This window comes from Flavobacterium bernardetii, from assembly GCF_011305415.1.
Classification (GTDB): Bacteria; Bacteroidota; Bacteroidia; order Flavobacteriales; family Flavobacteriaceae; genus Flavobacterium; species Flavobacterium bernardetii.
Genome location: NZ_JAANOQ010000003.1, coordinates 331,169 through 350,217 on the forward strand (window position 1 = coordinate 331,169; position 19,049 = coordinate 350,217).

General features: G+C 31.6%; 13 protein-coding genes and 1 rRNA gene. 4 read left to right on the top strand and 10 right to left on the bottom strand.

Annotated features, from left to right (window positions below):
• The first annotated feature begins 18 nt into the window (after positions 1–18).
• Positions 19–525: a hypothetical protein gene (locus G6N05_RS08515; protein WP_166126783.1), complete on the top strand. Its 507-nt coding sequence runs from the start codon at positions 19–21 to the stop codon at positions 523–525.
• A 110-nt stretch (positions 526–635) separates the two neighbouring features.
• Here G6N05_RS08515 and cphA read toward each other — a convergent pair whose 3' ends face one another.
• A complete protein-coding gene (gene cphA / locus G6N05_RS08520) occupies positions 636–3,260 on the bottom strand; it encodes a cyanophycin synthetase (protein WP_166126786.1) in 2,625 nt (874 codons plus the stop codon).
• A gap of 290 nt (positions 3,261–3,550) precedes the next feature.
• Here cphA and G6N05_RS08525 point away from each other — a divergent pair, with 290 nt between their 5' ends.
• A complete protein-coding gene (locus G6N05_RS08525) occupies positions 3,551–4,423 on the top strand; it encodes a cyanophycinase (protein ID WP_166126790.1) in 873 nt (290 codons plus the stop codon).
• A gap of 87 nt (positions 4,424–4,510) precedes the next feature.
• Positions 4,511–5,353: an isoaspartyl peptidase/L-asparaginase gene (locus G6N05_RS08530; RefSeq protein ID WP_166126794.1), complete on the top strand. Its 843-nt coding sequence runs from the start codon at positions 4,511–4,513 to the stop codon at positions 5,351–5,353.
• A gap of 356 nt (positions 5,354–5,709) precedes the next feature.
• Here G6N05_RS08530 and rlmF read toward each other — a convergent pair whose 3' ends face one another.
• The 9 genes from rlmF to thrS all read right to left on the bottom strand — a co-directional run bounded on the left by rlmF (position 5,710) and on the right by thrS (position 17,768).
• Positions 5,710–6,624 carry a 23S rRNA (adenine(1618)-N(6))-methyltransferase RlmF gene (gene rlmF, locus G6N05_RS08535; protein ID WP_166126798.1) on the bottom strand — a complete coding sequence of 305 codons (915 nt, stop codon included), beginning with the start codon at positions 6,622–6,624 and terminating at the stop codon, positions 5,710–5,712.
• A gap of 113 nt (positions 6,625–6,737) precedes the next feature.
• Positions 6,738–7,475: a glycine-rich domain-containing protein gene (locus tag G6N05_RS15540; protein ID WP_187003001.1), complete on the bottom strand. Its 738-nt coding sequence runs from the start codon at positions 7,473–7,475 to the stop codon at positions 6,738–6,740.
• A 117-nt stretch (positions 7,476–7,592) separates the two neighbouring features.
• On the bottom strand, positions 7,593–10,559 hold the full coding sequence (locus G6N05_RS08545) for a choice-of-anchor Q domain-containing protein (RefSeq protein WP_166126801.1): 2,967 nt from the start codon (positions 10,557–10,559) through the stop codon (positions 7,593–7,595).
• A gap of 91 nt (positions 10,560–10,650) precedes the next feature.
• Positions 10,651–11,403 (bottom strand): LytR/AlgR family response regulator transcription factor, encoded by a 753-nt coding sequence (locus tag G6N05_RS08550; RefSeq protein ID WP_166126806.1) that lies wholly within the window; start codon positions 11,401–11,403, stop codon positions 10,651–10,653.
• Between the two features lie 5 nt (positions 11,404–11,408).
• Positions 11,409–14,321 carry a sensor histidine kinase gene (locus tag G6N05_RS08555; RefSeq protein ID WP_166126811.1) on the bottom strand — a complete coding sequence of 971 codons (2,913 nt, stop codon included), beginning with the start codon at positions 14,319–14,321 and terminating at the stop codon, positions 11,409–11,411.
• A 145-nt stretch (positions 14,322–14,466) separates the two neighbouring features.
• Entirely contained in the window at positions 14,467–14,811 is a 345-nt protein-coding gene (gene rplT, locus G6N05_RS08560; protein ID WP_091312626.1) for a 50S ribosomal protein L20, read from the bottom strand.
• A gap of 119 nt (positions 14,812–14,930) precedes the next feature.
• Positions 14,931–15,128, bottom strand: coding sequence for a 50S ribosomal protein L35 (gene rpmI, locus G6N05_RS08565; protein WP_166126816.1), 198 nt, complete (start codon positions 15,126–15,128; stop codon positions 14,931–14,933).
• A gap of 112 nt (positions 15,129–15,240) precedes the next feature.
• Positions 15,241–15,741, bottom strand: coding sequence for a translation initiation factor IF-3 (infC, locus tag G6N05_RS08570; RefSeq protein WP_143055624.1), 501 nt, complete (start codon positions 15,739–15,741; stop codon positions 15,241–15,243).
• A gap of 86 nt (positions 15,742–15,827) precedes the next feature.
• Positions 15,828–17,768 (bottom strand): threonine--tRNA ligase, encoded by a 1,941-nt coding sequence (thrS, locus tag G6N05_RS08575; protein WP_166126820.1) that lies wholly within the window; start codon positions 17,766–17,768, stop codon positions 15,828–15,830.
• A gap of 1,014 nt (positions 17,769–18,782) precedes the next feature.
• Here thrS and G6N05_RS08580 point away from each other — a divergent pair.
• Positions 18,783–19,049, top strand: a 16S ribosomal RNA gene (locus G6N05_RS08580); the annotation flags it as partial.

The following is a 19,049-nucleotide window of genomic DNA, read 5'->3' on the forward strand; positions in this document are numbered from 1 at the left end:
TTTAAAATGTTAAATATCATGAAATCAACAATTCACGAATACCAAAAAAACAATATTTTAGTTGTGAGTAAAACATTAATTTTAAGTTTAAGTTTAGTTTTATTTTTATCATTTAGTTGTAATAATAGCGATGACAGCCAACCTACTACTAATGCTATAACTCCAATAACTCCAATCTTAATTGGTAAGAATAGCATTTCAGATCCAAGTACACCATTGCAGAATGTTCTAATTAATAATCAAACACAATGGGATGCGCTTTTAATATCAATGAATGAGTTTAATAACGTTTCAGCTACTTTTACAGAAACAAATATTGATTTTAACAGCTTTGATATAATTGCAGTATTTAGAAATCCAATTTCTAATAGCACCTCTACAGTAGATATTACAAATGTTGTTGAAAATCAATCGAATAGAGTTGTATCTGTACAAAATTTAACTAATGGTATCAGTTCAGATGTTTCCCAACCATTTCATATTGTAAAAATACCAAAATCAACAAAACCAGTAGTTTTTCAATAAAGTTAAATCAACGCTATCGGTAACTGGAATGTCGATTTTTTAAATAAGAAGACCTGACAGGTTTTTAAAACCTGTCAGGTCTGAATAAAATAATTATATTGATTTGCTTTTTAAGCTTTACTTTCCTCGTTTTCTTTATCCAAATAATCTTGAACCGTCTCAATGGCGTTATCAATCACGTCACTTAAAGCAGTAATAAAACTGCCGTCTTCAGCATTATCCATAGCGTGTTTTAAAGCTTCTACTTCTGCAGTTATTATTTCTGTTGTTACATTTCTGCCACTTTCTGCAATTCCAGCTAAAATTAAACCGTTAATTTCTTCTTCTGTTCTACCACGTAAATGCTTTTCTTGTCGAATAATAATATGATCGAACATTCTTCCTGCGATTTTCGCACATTCTTTAATGTCTTCATCACGTCTGTCACCGACTCCAGCAATAATTCCGATTTTTTTGGTTGCAGAAACACTTTCTAAATATTCCTCAATTCCTCTGTAACCAGAAGGATTGTGTGCAAAATCAATCAAGACTTTAAATTTATTAAAATCGAAGATATTCATTCTTCCAGGTGTTTGAGCTGCACTTGGAACAAATGTTTGTAACGATAAACTAATATCTTCCGTTTTGAAACCTTGTAAATAAGCGGCTAAAGTGGCTGCTAGTACATTTGCAATCATAAATCTGGCTTTTCCACCTAAAGTTAATGGCACATGAGTTGCTTTTTCAACACGAATTTTCCATTCTCCTTTTTTAATAGTGATGAAACCATTTTCGTAAACGGCTACAATTTTACCTTCTTTTGCTAATCTTAATGCCGTCGCATTATTTTCATCTAAACTGAAATAAGCAATATTGCAGCTTAAATCATTTGCAATTTTCATGCAATATTCATCTTCTGCATTTAAAACTGCCCAACCATCTTTTTTGATACTTTTAACAACGGTAGCTTTTACACGAGCTAAATCGTCTAAAGTATGAATATCAGCTAAACCTAAATGATCTTCTTGAATATTCGTAATAATTCCAATATCGCAACGAGAAAAACCTAAACCAGCTCTTAAAATTCCACCACGAGCCGTTTCTAAAACAGCAAATTCTACGGTTGGATCTTTTAAAATATATTCTGCAGAAATTGGTCCGGTGGTATCACCTTTTTCCATCAAATGATTTTGAACATAAATTCCATCGGATGTGGTAAATCCAACGCGATACCCATTATTTTTAACAATATGTGCTAATAATCGGGTAGTAGTGGTTTTGCCATTTGTACCTGTTACAGCAATAATTGGAATTCTACTTGGTTTTCCTTGCGGATATAACATGTCAATTACTGGAGCTGCCACGTTTCTTGGTAAACCTTCAGAAGGTGCCAAATGCATACGAAATCCTGGAGCAGCGTTGACTTCTAAAATACAACCCCCATTTTCTTTTAACGGTTGTGTTAAATTTTCAGCCATAATATCTACACCACAAACATCTAAACCAATCACACGAGAAATGCGTTCGCAAAGGAAAATATTTTCTGGATGCATCATGTCTGTCACATCTACAGAAGTTCCACCTGTACTTAAATTCGCAGTCGATTTTAAATAAACTACTTCTTCTTTTTTAGGAACCGTTTCTAAGGTATACCCTAATTTTTCTAATAAATCTGTAGTATCTCTGTCGACATCTATTTGAGTTAAGACATTTTCGTGTCCGTAACCTCTTCTTGGATCTTTATTGGTTTCGTCAATTAATTCTTGAATCGTATTTGTTCCGTTTCCTTTTACGTGTGCCGGTTCGCGTTTTGCAGCTGCGACCAATTTATTATCGATAATTAAAACTCTAAAATCGAAACCAGTGATAAATTTTTCTACAATTACTCTTCGACTATAATTTTTCGCATAAGCCAAACCTGCTACTGCATCTTCTCTGTTTTTTACATTAATAGAGGCGCCTTTTCCATGATTTCCATCTAAAGGTTTGATTACAATTGGGAAACCTATTTTTCTAATTACAGCATCTAAATCTTCTTCATCTACACAAATCCCACCACTAGCCACAGGAATTGACGCATTTCCTAACATGCGTTTCGTTTCTTCTTTGTTGCAAGCAATATCTACGGCGATGTTACTGGTTTTACAAGTAATTGTCGCTTGAAAACGCATTTGATTCACACCATAACCTAATTGTACAAGTGAATTGGTTCCTAAACGAATCCATGGAATATCTCTTGCAACGGCTTCTTCTACGATACTTCCAGTTGAAGGTCCTAAACGAACACGTTCTCGGATTTCGCGCATTTTTTGAATATCAGCTTCATAATCATAAGGTGTTCCGGCGATTAAAGCTTCTGCAATGGCAACGGCACTTTCTGCAGCAAACATTCCAACGTTTTCTTCAGTATAACTAAAAACTACATTATATATACCAGGTGTTTTGGTTTCTCGAGTTCTTCCGAAACCGGTTTCCATTCCTGCAAGGGTTTGAATTTCTAAAGCAATGTGTTCAATCACATGTCCCATCCAAGTGCCACGTTCGACACGAGAGAAAAATCCACCACGACAACCTTCAGAACAACGGTGTTCAATCATAGTAGGAAACATAGCTTCAATACGTTCGCGAAAACCTTCAATTTTATTAGTTGGAAATTGTTCCATTTCCTCTAAATCAAGGCGCATTTGGATTAACTTTTTACGTTGAACACTCCAGATGTTAGGTCCGCGAAGGGCTTGAATTTTATCGATTTTCATTTTGGTGTGATATTTTGTAATGAATTTTGTTAAAAATAGGGATTTTTTGTTATTGTGAAATGTTTTTATTGAGAATATTTTAAGCAAATGTCTTAAGAAATTGATTTTTTGTATTTTAACCCCGATAGGAACGATATCCTTTTATTTTTTGTTGCCTGAGGCTCTCGAAGGCAACAAAAAATAAAAGATTTAACGGATAGCGCGACAATTGTTGAAAAGTATAAGATAAGTTTTGCTTCATAAAAAGAAAATTGATTTGCTTTAATTAAGTTTTTGGCTATTTTTACCAAATGAATATACAAGGTAAATTAGTCATAATTGGCGGTGCGGTTGATAAAGGGAGTTTTACTGAAACCGATTTGGATAAAAATGCAAGTAATAATTTAAACTTTTTTGAAAGAGGAATTTTAAAGAGAATTATTGACGAATCTAAGCATAAAAATGAATCAAGAATTGAAGTAATTACTACAGCTTCAACGATTCCTAGAGAAATCGGTCCAGAATATGTGAAAGCTTTAAACTTTTTAGGTGCAACTAATGTTGATGTACTTCATATAGAAAGAAGAAAGCAGGCTTCGGATCCAGAAGTTTTAGAAAGATTAAAAGCGGCAGATGTAGTTATGTTTACTGGTGGAGATCAATTGCGATTGACATCAATGCTTGGTGGAACTGCTTTTGACGATATGTTAATTAACAAATATAGAAACGAAGATTTTATATACGCTGGAACTTCCGCTGGAGCTGCAGCAGCATCAAACAATATGATTTATCAAGGAAGTAGTAGTGAAGCTTTATTAAAAGGTGAAGTGAAAATTACTTCGGGATTAGGTTTAATTGATGGTGTAATTATCGATACCCATTTTGTACAACGCGGAAGAATTGGACGTTTGTTTCAAGCGGTTGTTGGAAATCCGAAAGTTTTAGGAATTGGTTTAGGAGAAGATACAGGTTTACTGATAACTAACGGTAAACAAATGGAAGCTATTGGTTCAGGACTTGTTATTTTAGTGGACGGAAGAGAAATAAAAGATACAAACTTGACTCAAATTGAATTAGGTGAACCGATTTCTATTAATCATTTAGTGACACACGTTATGAGTAAAAACGATACCTTTAATTTGGATACGTTTAGAATGACGATTCAGAGTTCGCAATACGTTTAATTAGGTTTAAGGGAAAAGGGAAAAGGCAAAAGTTGAAAAACTTTATTCTAGTTTCTTTAAACCAACACCTATAACCCAATACCTAAAATGAAAATAATAATCCACGGTGGTTTCTTTTCGGAATCCTCTACAAATATTGAAACTAAAGTTGCTAAACAAGAAGCTTTACTTCGTATTGTAAAAAAATCTCACGACTATTTACAAACACATTCTGCTTTGGAAGCAGTGGTTTTTGCGGTTTCTATGTTGGAAGATGATGCCTTATTTAATGCAGGAATTGGTTCGCAAATACAAAGCGACGGAAAAATACGAATGAGTGCAGCTTTAATGAATGGCGAAACGCAGAAAATGAGCGGTGTAATTAACATTGAAAACGTTAAAAATCCCATTCAAGTCACCCAAGTTTTAATGAAAGAAGACGATCGAATTTTAGGTGGAAGTGGCGCAACGAATTATGCAAGACAACACGGATTTGAAGCGTTTTCAACTGAAATACCACAAAGAAGAGCAGAATATGAAGCTAAAGTGAAATCGTTAGGTTTAGGAACTGTGGGTTGTGTAGCTTTAGATAAAGATGGAAAAATTGCTGTTGCGACATCAACTGGAGGAAAAGGTTTTGAATTAGTGGGAAGAATTTCGGATTCGGCTACAGTTGCAGGAAATTATGCCAACCCATTTTGTGGTGTAAGTTTAACTGGAGTGGGTGAAGATATTGTAAGTAATGCTACAGCAGCAAAAATTGTAACGCGAGTTACGGATGGTTTTTCGTTACAAGATGCTTTTGCTAAAACGTTTGACGAATTATTACCTTATGATGGTTTTGCTGGTGCGATTGCTATTGATTCGAAAGGAAATGTGTTTCATCAAGATTCGCATCCAAGTATGGTTTTTGCTAGTTTTGATGGCGAAAAGGAAGAGGTTTTTAATTAAGAAAATCAATAACAATAAAAAACACCTGATACGTTTTAAAATGTATCAGGTGTTTTTGTTTAATTTTTTTTATACAAATAAATCTGTATTTCATACACAAATATATGTCACTCATAACATTTAAAAGTTACACTTTAATTTAACATACTATATTTATATTATAAAAAATAGTAGTATGAAAAAAGAGGTACAATATAGTAAAAACGACATTCTAGTTGTTTTTACAAATGCGAATTTTGGATTTGTTCTTTTAGTTGTTTGTGTTTTGATATGTTTTTTTCTAAACATATTATTTTTAATATCGAATTATAACAGCTAAAGTTTATATTATAACTTATTATATATTTAAATAGTTACTAAAACTGCCAGCAAATAATTTGAGTTGTTTTGTTTCCATTCGTTAAATGAAGTGTTGTGCTGTTTTTAACTTCTACTTTCTTCATTTGTTTGTATAGCGGTTTCAGGTTTGTTTTCTTAGAAACGATTGCGCTAAACCATTTACATTGACTTTTAAAGTGTACACTTTCAAAAATCATATTGGTTAAAAATCCAAGTTCGCCACCTTCACACCATAATTCGTTATTATTTCCGCTAAAGTTTAAAACCGGTTTGTCAGTTGCTTTCTGACCTAAATTTTTACTTTTTCGTTCCGAACCTTTTGCTGCTTCTTCAGCAGATGCATGAAAAGGCGGATTACAAATTACAAAATCGAAAACTTCTTCCGATTCTAACATGTATTTTAAAGCATGGCGTTTGTTATCGTTAAAACGAACCGTTACGTTTTCTTTTAATTTTGGGTTTTTGCTTAAAATGGTTTCAACCGACAATAAAGATTGTTTGTCGACTTCCGTTCCTACAAACGTCCAACCATATTCATGATTTCCAATAATTGGGTAGATGCAATTCGCGCCCACGCCAATGTCTAAAATTCTAACGGCGTTTCCTGTTGGAACCACTCCGCCATTTGAAGCCGCTAATAAATCGGCAATATGATGAATGTATTCAGCTCTTCCTGGAATAGGAGGGCATAAGTTAGATTTCGGAATGTTCCAATATTCTAAATTGTAAAAGTGCATTAATAACGCTTTGTTTAAGGCTTTTACTGCAATTGGATTAGAAAAATCAATAGACTTTTCTCCTGCTTTATTTAAGAATAAATGTAAGTTTAAATCGGGATGCGTTTTAATTAATTGTGCAAAATCATATCTTCCAATATGTTTGTTTCTTGGGTGTAAACCTTCAAAAGAAAGGTTTGTTTCATTGTTTTCCATATACTATTGTAAGTTGCAAATTTACGATTAATAAAATAGTATCAGTTATTTTTATAAACAAAAAATTCTAACAGAAGTTAGAATATAAATAATTAATATAGTTTTAAAAAAAATTAATCTCCACCACCACAGCCACCGCCGCAACCACTACAACCACTGCTGCTGCATCCGCTATCTCCAGAACTTGTGGAGCAACCTGATGAACATCCTGAACCACCATTCTTTTTTACCTGATTGTAAACGATACTAATAAATAGAAGAATTAAAATTATGGCTGAAATTCTATCATCATCTAAAAATGTTGCTTGAATTAAGAACGTGGAAGTAAGAAGAAAGAACAAGGTCAAGTATCTATTTCTCTCGCTTAAAGTCGGTTTTTTTATGATCCAATTCTTTTGTGTATTGATTCTTTTGAAATCAATTTCACTAAAACGATTTTCGTTACTTGGCCAAATTTCAATTGGTGGTTCTTTTTCAAATAACGTTTTGTAATCTTCTTTAGTTTTCGAATAAAAATCATCAAATTTAGTTGCTTCTGATTTTCCTCCTTTGGTTGGATTGTGATGTATTTCTTTTTCTAACGTGTTTTTGCAGAAATCAATCCAATAGGATTTGGTGTAGGTGAGATGTAAGTGCCAAGCTTGATCCACTTGGTCTGATGGTGTAACGCCAGTTTTAGTTACACAACATAAAAAGATGAATTTCTTGTATTCATCTATAACCTTTTTTGAGTACTCGAGGGACCAATTGTTTTCTCGAGCTAACCGTTTTGAAAATGTAAAATCACTATTTTCATCATCAATTTTAAATTGGGTAATTTTTTCCCAAAGTAGTTTTTGTTCTTTTATCATATAATTTAATTATTACAAAGTTTAAAACTTTTGTATTATGTAATAGTTAAACTAAAGTAATGATTTGGTTAAAACAAAAAATCCCAACCTTTCAGTTGGGATTTTCATTGGATTTAATTATATTTTTTGAAATTTCTTAGTTGATAAATTGTTTTCTTGGTTGATGACTTTTAAAATATAGAATCCAGATTGTAATCTAGAAACATCTATTATTTTTTCGGTACTACTTATAACTAATTTTCCTTCTAATGAATAAATTTCTATTCCTTTTATTTCATCTGTAATCGAAATGTTTAAAATGTATGAAGTTGGATTCGGATAAATTTTAAAATTATTTTCTGTTTGAAAAGATACAGAATTTAAAGCCATATCATATTCATAAGCTCCCATATCTACAGTCGTGTTGTGAATTCTTGCATTTCCTAATAAATCTTTTGTTCCATTCACATATGAATTATTTCCTGAATTTATAGCTGGAGAACCAGTTGATAATTGAAAATTTGTTGTGCTTACAAATAACGGATTACTATTTAAACCACTTAATTGACCACCTTGAATAATGTTATTATTTCCGGTTGGTACATTGTTAACAGTAGAGTTTAAATATATTGGAGTTGTAGAGCCATTTCCGTATATAATAGAATTAGCAACTCTTGTGTTTGATGCGTTTAATAAAGAAAGTACTTTTCCGTTTGGTCCGGTATTATTTGTGAACGTACAATTTGTAATTAAAACTGATAAGGTAGAGAAATTTCCACCAGCAGTTGCGTCTTGGTAATTAGTAATGCATGACGAACCTTGCCCGCCACCTGCATAGTTAGAAACATTGTTATGAAATAAACAATTTGAAATGGTACTATAAGCGGTTCTTGTATTGGTACTGTTACTAAAACTGTAGAAAAATAGATTACTAAATCCGCCAGAAGATTGGTTGTTTCTAACGATACATTTATCGAAATTTACGGTTAAACTATTTGCAGATAAAACAGATACGGTAGCGTAAACACCAACATCTGATCCTGTGTTTTTTTCTAAAATACAATTTTTAACATCGCAATATACGTTTGATGCATTTTTGGTACTTACATAAATGGCACCAGCTCTGGTATCGTCAAAAGAATTTGCTCCTAAAGTATAATCTAAACTTCCATTTGCATTACCTCCAGAAATGGTAAATCCGTCAATTAAAATTGGTGTGTTGTTTCCAAATAACGATATTACGTGGTACGCATTGTCGTTTCTTGCAGCATTAGTATGTACAATTGTTGTGTTGTCATCTCCGATTAAATCGCCGTTTAAAGTAGTTATGTTTAACAACGGATTTCTTTCACTTAATGTGGTTTCTGTTCCATTAAAACCGCCATAAATTTGTGCGCCTGGAGGAATAGTAAACGTTGCTTTTCTAGGGTTAGCTAAACCTATAGTTTTTGGTTTATAAGTTCCTTGTGCGACTCTAATTTCAGTTATTGATGTTGTTATTCCTAAAAGAGCTTCGTCTAAAGTAGTATAAGCATTTGTCCATGAGGAACCGCTACCATTACCAGTTGCGGCTTGATTTACATATATTGGACCTAAAGTTCGAAAAGAAGTAGCAACCGTCCAACCAGAATTGATGGATGCCGTACAGTTTTTACTTATATAAATATCATATTTTGTACTTGGATCTAAATTGGTAAGATTGTACGTATTTGTAGCGATATTGGTAATTTCTGTTCCTGATGCAATTGGTTGACCAGTAATTACATAAACTAAATTATAGGTAACTCCTGCAATGTTGTTCCAAGTTACTGTTGCTGATGTTCCTGTAACCAAAGAGGTTACTATGTTAGTTGGTGCTGTACAACCACTAAATTCATATGCGCCTAAATCAATAGTTGTATCGAAAACTCGTGAATTTCCAGCTAAATCTACTATTGCAGTTGTATAAGTGTTGTTACCAATATTTATTGCTGGAGAATTAGAACTTAAAGTGTAATTGTTTGTGGATGCATCTGTAAATTGTGGATTTAAATTTGTGGTACTTGCTTGCCCACCTTCAAAAATACAATTGTTTACTACTGATGCTCCGTTTGAAATTATTAATGGAGTAGTACTTCCATTTCCATAAATGATACAATTTCTAACTCTTGAATTACTTGCATTTGTCATGGTAATCACATTTCCGTTTGCACCAATGTTATTTGAAAAAGTAGAATTAATAATATCCACATCAATTCCAGTTGCGTTTCCACCACTTGCTGTACTTGCTCCTAAATAGATGCAAGATGCATTAACGGCTGTATTGTTGTAAAATAAACAATTAATAATGGCACCTCTCGAATAGGTGTTATATCCGTTAGAACCACTAAATAACATGGCGCTATTACCACCAGAATAATTGTTTTTTATTGTGCATTGTTCAAAATTCACATCGTCTGAAAGAACTGTAATTCCACAAGGATGAAATGCAGAATAAACCGCCACATCGGTTCCTGAATTTTTTTCTAAAATGCAATTTCTTACAAATGCCGTTAAATTATGTCCGCCTGCATACGGATTAGCATAAATAGCACCACCACGTAAATGATAAGATTGTAGGTTGGCACTTGTAGTACAAAGATTATTTGCAACGCCATTTGCGTTACCTCCAGAAATTGTAAAACCATCAATAATTATGTTTTGTATGTTTCCTCTCATTTGTACCACGTGATAAGAATTATCTTGTCTTGTTGTTTCTGCTGGTAACAAAGAAGAATTGTCGTTGCTTAATAAATCACCATTAAGTGTAGTAATATTTGCATTTGAATTTCTTTGAGAAAGTAGCGTTTCTGTACCGATAAATCCTCCGTAAATGCTTGTTCCTGAATAATTAAATGTAAAAGAAGTCTCTCGATTTGAAGGACTTGGCTTATAAGTTCCTGCTGCAACCCAAATGGTTTTGTTCGTTGTAGTTACTGATGTTAGAGCAGTTTGTAAACTTACAAATGCATTTGCCCAAGATGTTCCATTATTTGAACCTGTGGCATTTTGGTTTACATAAATGGTTTGACCTTTCGCAAAGAAACTACTTAAAATTAATGTCAGAAATAATAATTTTGTTCTCATAAATTTTATTTTTTTATAATAACAAATTTCAGCATAAAAAAAAGCCGTTTTAAAACGACTTTCTGAAATAGGTTTTTGACTTGCTAAAGCATTAACCAATATTTTGAACAATGGTTAAAAATTCTTCTTTTTTATCATTAGATATGGAAACGGACTTGTTGTTATCCATTATTATGTATCCGCCATCTTTTTTGATGTATTCTTTGATGTATTTTAAATTGATTAAATAGGAGCGATGTGGTTTATAAAAGTTGGAATTTTTTTCTAAAAGTTCTACGAAATGTTTCAAGGGTTTGCAAACTAGTAAATCGGTTTCTTCTGTTGTAGTTACGATGGTATACATTCCATCAGCTTCCAAAAGTATAATATCGTCAATATTTACAAATTTGAATCCGTCAGTAAATGGTAAACCAATTTTATTAAAATTTGATGTTTTTAGACTTTGCTTTAATTCTTCCAATTTTAAGCTGATTTCTGATTTACCAATAAATTGAAAAGCCTTGTCTAAAGCATTTTTTACGGTTTCAGCTCGTAAAGGTTTTAATAAATAGTCGATAGCCGAAAGTTGAAAAGCTTTTATAGCATATTCGCTATAAGCTGTCGTGAAAATTATTTCGAAATTTAGTTCGTCTTTGTCTATAAAATTTAAAATATCTAAACCGGAATGTTCGGGCATTTCAATATCTAAAAACACAATTTGTGGTTTGTGTTGTTTGATTAGTTTTACGCCTGTAAGTAAGTCTTCTGCTTGAAAGATGTTCTTAATTTTGTTGGTATTTTCAGTAATTAAAATCTCTAACAAATTTCTGGCTTTTGGCTCATCATCTATAATTAATACATTCATAATTTTTATTTTAAAATGGGTATAAGTAAAGTTACTTGGGTGCCATTTGGATTGTTGTTTTCATCTAATAAATCATCAATTACGCAGCCAATTTTTTTATCTTTTCCAAAATTTAATAACTCTAATCTTTTTTCATTGGCATTTGTAGCAAACGATTCATGCTTTGTTTGACGTAATTGTAACGCTTTTTCTCGCCCAACACCATTATCTAAAATGATACATTTTAAACTGTTTTCTTCATTTAAATGTATAAAAGTTATCGTTAAAATACGATTTTCTTTTTTATGTAATAAACCGTGTTTAATAGCATTTTCTACATAAGGTTGTATTAGCATTGTTGGGATTTTTATATAATCATCTGAAACTAAATTATTAATTTCGTAGCTAAACTTATCTTCAAATCTTAGTTTTTCTAACTCTAAATAAATGTTTAAACATTCGATTTCTTCATATAAACTTATGAAACCTTTTGAACTATGATCTAAATAAGCCCTTATTAAATCGGCAAATTTCGACAAATAGGAACTGGCTAAATGTTTCTGATTTAAAACAATATATTCTTGTATGGAGTTTAATGCGTTAAATATAAAGTGCGGATTCATTTGAGATTTCAAATTCTCTAATTTAAGAACGGCCAGATTATTTTCAAATTTTGCATTTTTTAAAGCTTGAATTTTTTCTTTTTCTTTTTGACGAAGTTTGTTTTTATAAAATAAAATGATAATTCCAAATGCAAATAGGAGCAAGGTTAGAACAAACCACCATTTTTTCCAGAAGGGTTGGTTGATGGTAAAAAAGATATTTTTGTATAAATATTGGTCTGTATTTAAAACTTTAACTCTAATTTCTAAAGTGTATTTATTAGATGGTAAACCATTAAAACCGATACTTTTAGTATTTGCATCTATTGGAATCCAATTTTCATTTTGTCCTATTAGTCTGTATTCATAAAGTAATTCATCGTCAGGATAATATCCATTAATATGAAAGTCAACCATAATACGGTTTTTGTCATATGGTAAGGAGTAAGTAGGTTTTATTAAGGTGTCTTTTTCGTTTATTTTTATTGATGTTATTAATATTTCATTTGGCTTGTAAGATTTTAAGTTGGTATTTTTATCCATTACAAAAAAATCTTTTTGATTGGAGAACAGTATGTTGTCATTGTTAATGATTAAACCATTAATATTCCCAACGTTTAAATTGTTATTTATTAATGTTGGAAAAAACTGGTTTGTTGTTGTATTAAATGATTGTAATCCTACATCTGTCACAATCCATAAAATATCACCATCACTTTTAATATCTTGAATGATTTCAGATTTTAAACCTGTTTTTAAATCAATTTTTTTAATGCATTTGTTGTTTTTAAAACCCAATATTCCATTGTTAAAAGTTGCGATCCAAATGATATTATTTTGAGTTTTACAAATGTCTTTTGCGATTATACTTTTGTTGTTGTATTTAATAATTTTACTGTTATAGTTAGCTTCATATACAATTAAATTATCAACATAAGAAACATAAATTAAGTTGTTTTCTTTGTCATAAAAAGACCTGTAGGCTCTACTTTTATTTAAAACTTTGAATAAAACGAATTGGTTGTTTTTTAATGTAAACAGATTGGCGCAATTAAAACTACAATTAATTATTAAGTTCTTTTTTTCAATATATTGTAAATCTTTTGAATTGGCTATAGTGTTTAAATCAGTTGTTTTTTTGGTGTTTAAATCATAACAATAGGCACCAACTTCATTACTAATTAATAATAGGTTTTTATTTTTTAAATATAACAATGCCGATATTTTTCTTTTTTCATTAATAGAAATATCTTCTTTTATTCCATTAGATATATCTTGGATAAACACATTTCCATTAGATGTTCCTACAGCAATTTTTGATGGAGATATTTTTTCAATAGTAGAAATATTATCATTAATGACTACATCATTTAACCATTTTATATTTAAACTTGGAATGATGTAAATTCCATTGTTTAGAGTACTAACCCATATGGTTTTATTTTTATCTAAAATGGTTTTAGTAATAAAATCATTTTTTAAAAAAGTATTTTCAGAGTAAAATTGATGGTTTTTATTAGTAACAATTATAATTCCTTTTGCGGTACTGAACCATAATTTGCTTTCATTTTCTGTAATAGTAATGATTTTGGTATGTAATAAGTCTGCTGGAAATTGTACTTCAAGTAACTCGAATCTATTTATTTTGTAAAATTTGTTCGTGTTTAATTCATTGTCATATAACAAAAAATAGTTCTCTTTTTTATAGGTGAAGAATTTCGGAAATATATTACTTCCGTATTTTGGAATACTTATCTTTTTATTAGTTAGTTGATTTTTTTCATTAATTGTAAAAACCTTATCATCAATTGTGAAATAAATTTGATTTTTTTGTTTGCAACTGGCTCTAATTATTGGTTTAGTTTTTGTCTCTGGTAATGGGATTTTTGTTTTAATTTTCGAATTTAAATCCAAAACATAAATGAACGAAGTGCAAAATATATACAATTTATTTTCTAGAAAGTAAAACTCAGCGAGTTCTCCTCTAAGTTCATTTTTCAAATCTAAATACAATACTAATTTATTTTTTTTAATGTTAAAAAATTGGCCGGAAATATTATTACACCAAAGTTTGTTTTGATGGTCTAATTTTAAACCAAATACGGAGTTACCTCTTTTGTTCGAGTTGTTGTAATGTTTGTAGTCTTTTCCGTTAAAACTGTATAAGCCTTTATCAGCAGCCAGCCATATTAATCCTTTGTTATCTTCTAAGATATCATAAAACTCAATATCTGGTAAACCATCTTTTTCAGTTAATTTTATGTATTTAGGATCCTGTGCGCTTGTTTTAAAAACGAACACAAAAAAGAATATGATATATTGGATTGCTTTTTTCAATACTGCAATATTAATAAATGTTAAATACTTTTCTGATTATTATTTCTGAAAACGCATTCCTGTTTGCTAAAGTAATCTTAAAAAAAAATCCCAACCTTTCAGTTGGGATTTTGTATAAGTAAGAATAAATATGATTAAACGTTGATTATTTCACTTTATTTACGATAGCTGCAAATGCCTCTGAGTGGTTCATAGCTAAATCCGCAAGAACTTTACGGTTCAATTCGATGTTGTTAGCTTTTACTTTACCCATAAACTGAGAATAGCTCATTCCGTATTGTCTTGCACCAGCGTTGATACGCATGATCCATAATGCACGGAAGTTTCTTTTCTTTTGCTTTCTATCACGGTATGCATAGCACATTGCTTTTTCTACCGCATTTTTAGCTACTGTCCAAACGTTTTTACGTCTTCCGAAGAATCCTTTTGCTTGTTTTAATACTCTTTTTCTTTTAGCTCTTGTAGCTACTGAATTTACTGCTCTTGGCATAATTTTAAATGTTTTTTGTAGTAAGGCGACTTTAAGTACTTTCGACTTCTTTTATCAGGTAGAACCTGTTGAAGTCTGCCCACTCCAGGGTTATTAATTTGTTTTAACCAAACAATTAATTAAATAATATTTAATTGTTGTTTAATGCTTCTCATATCTGTTTTATGAACTAACGCAGAGTGAGTTAAAGCTAATTTACGTTTTTTAGATTTTTTTGTCAAAATGTGACTCTTAAAAGCGTGTTTTCTTTTGATCTTTCCAGAACCAGTAACTTTAAATCGTTTCTTAGCACTAGATTTTGTTTTCATTTTAGGCATTTTTTCCTAGGTATTTAATTTATTCTTACTTACTATCTTGATAGCTTTAGGCTTTTGGCAGTAAACATTTGGCTTTTGATAGCTTATGGCTTATTGCATATTGCTTATAGCATTATTTTACTTTCTTTTTAGATGCAATATATATAATCATACGTTTTCCTTCTAAAACAGGCATACTTTCTACCTTACCGTATTCTTCTAAATCTTGAGCTAAACGTAATAATAAAATTTGTCCTTGTTCTTTATAGATGATAGAACGTCCTTTAAAGAATACAAACGCTTTTAATTTAGAACCTTCTTGTAAGAACTTTAAAGCATTCTTTTTCTTAAATTCATAATCATGTTCATCTGTTTGAGGTCCGAAACGAATTTCCTTAATTACAACCTGACTAGATTTGGCTTTTAATTCTTTTTCCCTTTTCTTTTGTTGGTATAAGAATTTTCCATAATCCATCAATTTACAAACAGGTGGTTCTGCGTTAGGCGAAATTTCCACTAAGTCTACTTCTTGTTCCTCTGCAAATCTTAATGCATCGGCCATTTTGTAAACTCCAGGTTCAATATTTTCACCTACTAATCGTACTTCAGCTACACCTCTAATTAAATTATTAATACGGTGTGCTGCTACTTTTTCTACTCTAGGAGTGTAACTCCCTCTTCCTCTTCTAATTGCTATGACTCAGTAATTTTAGTTAAACTTTAAAATTGTTTCAATGTTTTGCTTATTTCTTCATTTACAATTTTGGCAAATTCCTCAATTGTAACTGTAATATTTCCTTTTCCTTCTTGTCCATTACGACGTACAGAAATGGTACCATTTTTCTCTTCTTCTTCACCAACTATCAGCATAAACGGCATTTTCTGCATTTCAGCTTCTCTAATTTTCTTCCCGATTGTTTCATTTCGGTTGTCAATTAGGGCGCGAATTTCGTGAATTTCCAGCAAATCTAAAACTTTTTTCGCATATTTTTCATATTTCTCACTTAAACTTAATATAATAGCCTGTTCTGGCATTAACCAAAGTGGGAAATTTCCTGCAGTATGTTCTAGTAAAATCGCAATAAATCTTTCCATCGAACCAAATGGTGCTCTGTGAATCATTACAGGTCTGTGTAACTTATCGTCAGCTCCTTTGTAAGACAATTCAAAACGTTCAGGTAAGTTGTAATCTACTTGGATAGTTCCTAGTTGCCAACTTCTTCCTAAAGCATCTTTTACCATAAAGTCTAACTTCGGACCGTAAAAGGCAGCTTCACCTGCTTCAATTACATAGTTTAAACCTTTGTCTTTCGCAGCGCTAATAATGGCGTTTTCTGCTTTTTCCCAGTTTTCAACACTACCTATATATTTTTCTGGATTGTTTAAATCTCTAACAGAAACCTGTGCTGTAAAGTTTTCAAATCCTAAAGAACCAAATACATATAATACTAAATCAATTACGTTTTTAAATTCCGCATCCAATTGATCTGGCATACAGAAAATATGCGCATCATCTTGAGTAAATCCTCTAACACGAGTTAATCCGTGTAATTCACCCGATTGCTCATATCTATATACTGTACCAAATTCAGCATAACGCTTTGGTAAATCTTTGTAAGACCAAGGTCTAGAATTATAAATCTCACAGTGATGTGGACAGTTCATTGGTTTCAATAAAAACTCTTCGCCTTCAGCTGGAGTAGTTATCGGTTGAAAACTATCTGCACCATATTTAGCATAATGTCCAGAAGTAACATACAATTCTTTCTGACCTATATGTGGTGTAACAACTTGTTCGTAACCCGCTTTCTTTTGTGCTTTCTTTAAAAATTGCTCTAATCTATCGCGTAAAGCTGCTCCTTTTGGTAGCCATAACGGTAAACCTTGACCAACACGTTGTGAAAAATGGAATAAATCTAATTCTTTTCCTAATTTTCTATGATCACGTCTTTTGGCTTCTTCTAATAATTCTAAATAATCCGTTAAGTCTTTCTGTTTCGGGAAAGAAGTTCCGTAAACACGAGTCAACTGTTTGTTTTTCTCATCACCACGCCAATACGCACCAGCAATACTCATGATTTTCACAGCTTTGATAATTCCAGTATTCGGAATATGTCCACCACGACATAAGTCAAAAAAGTTAGCATGATCACAAAAGGTAATCGTTCCGTCTTCTAAGTTAGAAATCAATTCTGTTTTGTACTCGTTATTTTTATATACTTCTAATGCTTCTGCTTTAGTAACAGCGCGCATTTTAAATTCGTGTTTCTCTCTTGAGATTTCTAAAACTCTATCTTCTATCTTTTTGAAATCGGCATCCGTAATTTTGTTATCTCCAAAATCTACATCATAATAAAACCCATTATCAATCGCTGGACCAAGTGTTAACTTAATTCCAGAGTACATTTCTTCTAGTGTTTGCGCCAATACGTGCGAAGTCGAATGCCAAAAAGCTTTTTTACCTTCTTTGTCATTCCATGTATATAAGGTAAGATTACCATCGGTAGTTAACGGGGTAGATGTTTCAATCGTTGTATCATTATAATTAGCCGAAATAACATTTCTAGCAAATCCTTCGCTAATGTTCTTAGCAACATCCATAGGAGTCACGCCTTGCGCAAACTCTCTCACCGAACCATCGGGTAAAGTAACTTTAATCATTGTTTAGTTTTTATTGAAATGCAAATATAGTATAAACCAATATTTCCTACAATATATATAGGTATAGTTTTCTACAATATAATAGTCTGGTTTTTTATTCTATATATAGGTGTGATTTTATACAGTATATAGGTATGGTTTCTTGCTATTATATATAGGTATGTTTTTTTAGGAGCTATTTCCTGCTATCCGCTCTATCTTTTATTTAATTTTAAGGAATTAAATAAAAGGATGCCGCTCCTATCAGGGCTAGAAATCCATTTTCTGAAGAAATTCTCAAAAAACATTCGCGCTTTTAATGGTTTCTGAAGGCTTGATTTTAGATAAACCCATAAAAAACGGGCTGTTTTAAAAAGAATGCACTTATTTTTCAATCCGTATGTTTCTTCTGTTTCCTTTAAAAGATGGTGCTAAAGGGATGAAGGATTAGGTAATCGCTGAAAGTTCAAAAAAATCGACGCTTGTAACTACTTGTAACTATCTGTAAATTAAACGACAAGAAAATACTTTAAAAAAAGGTTAAGATAAAGTTAGGAATAACGAAATTAAGTGCTAGTTTTGCACCCGCAATGAGAGAGAAGTTCTTTATATAATGACAAACAAATCGGAAAACATTTTTTTTAAAAAAGATGAAAAAAGATTTGGAATTTAAAATATAAAGATGTTATCTTTGCACCCCGCAAGAGAGGGAGTTCTTACAAATAATGATTGATTAAAACAGATGAAAATTTTCTCAAAAAAAAGTTTCAAAAAGTTTTGGTAATTAAAAAAAAGGTTCTACTTTTGCACCCGCTAACACAGAGAGCAACGCTTGAAGTTGAAGCAAAAAACACAGAAGAGAAATACAGATGACTTCATAGAAGTCACACGTTTGTAGAAACGTTCATAGACATATTGGATTGACAGCATATAAGAATAAGAGTAAATCTTTTTCGAGTATTATAAAGAATTGAATACCTAGCAAAATGATTATCGTCGATAAAATAAATTAGATAGTGATATCTTAAAAAATCTACGATGAAGAGTTTGATCCTGGCTCAGGATGAACGCTAGCGGCAGGCTTAACACATGCAAGTCGAGGGGTAGGTTACTTCGGTAATTGAGACCGGCGCACGGGTGCGTAACGCGTATACAATCTACCTTTTACAGAGGGATAGCCCAGAGAAATTTGGATTAATACCTCATAGTATTTTTGAATGGCATCATTTGATTATTAAAGTTCCAACGGTAAAAGATGAGTATGCGTCCCATTAGCTAGATGGTAAGGTAACGGCTTACCAT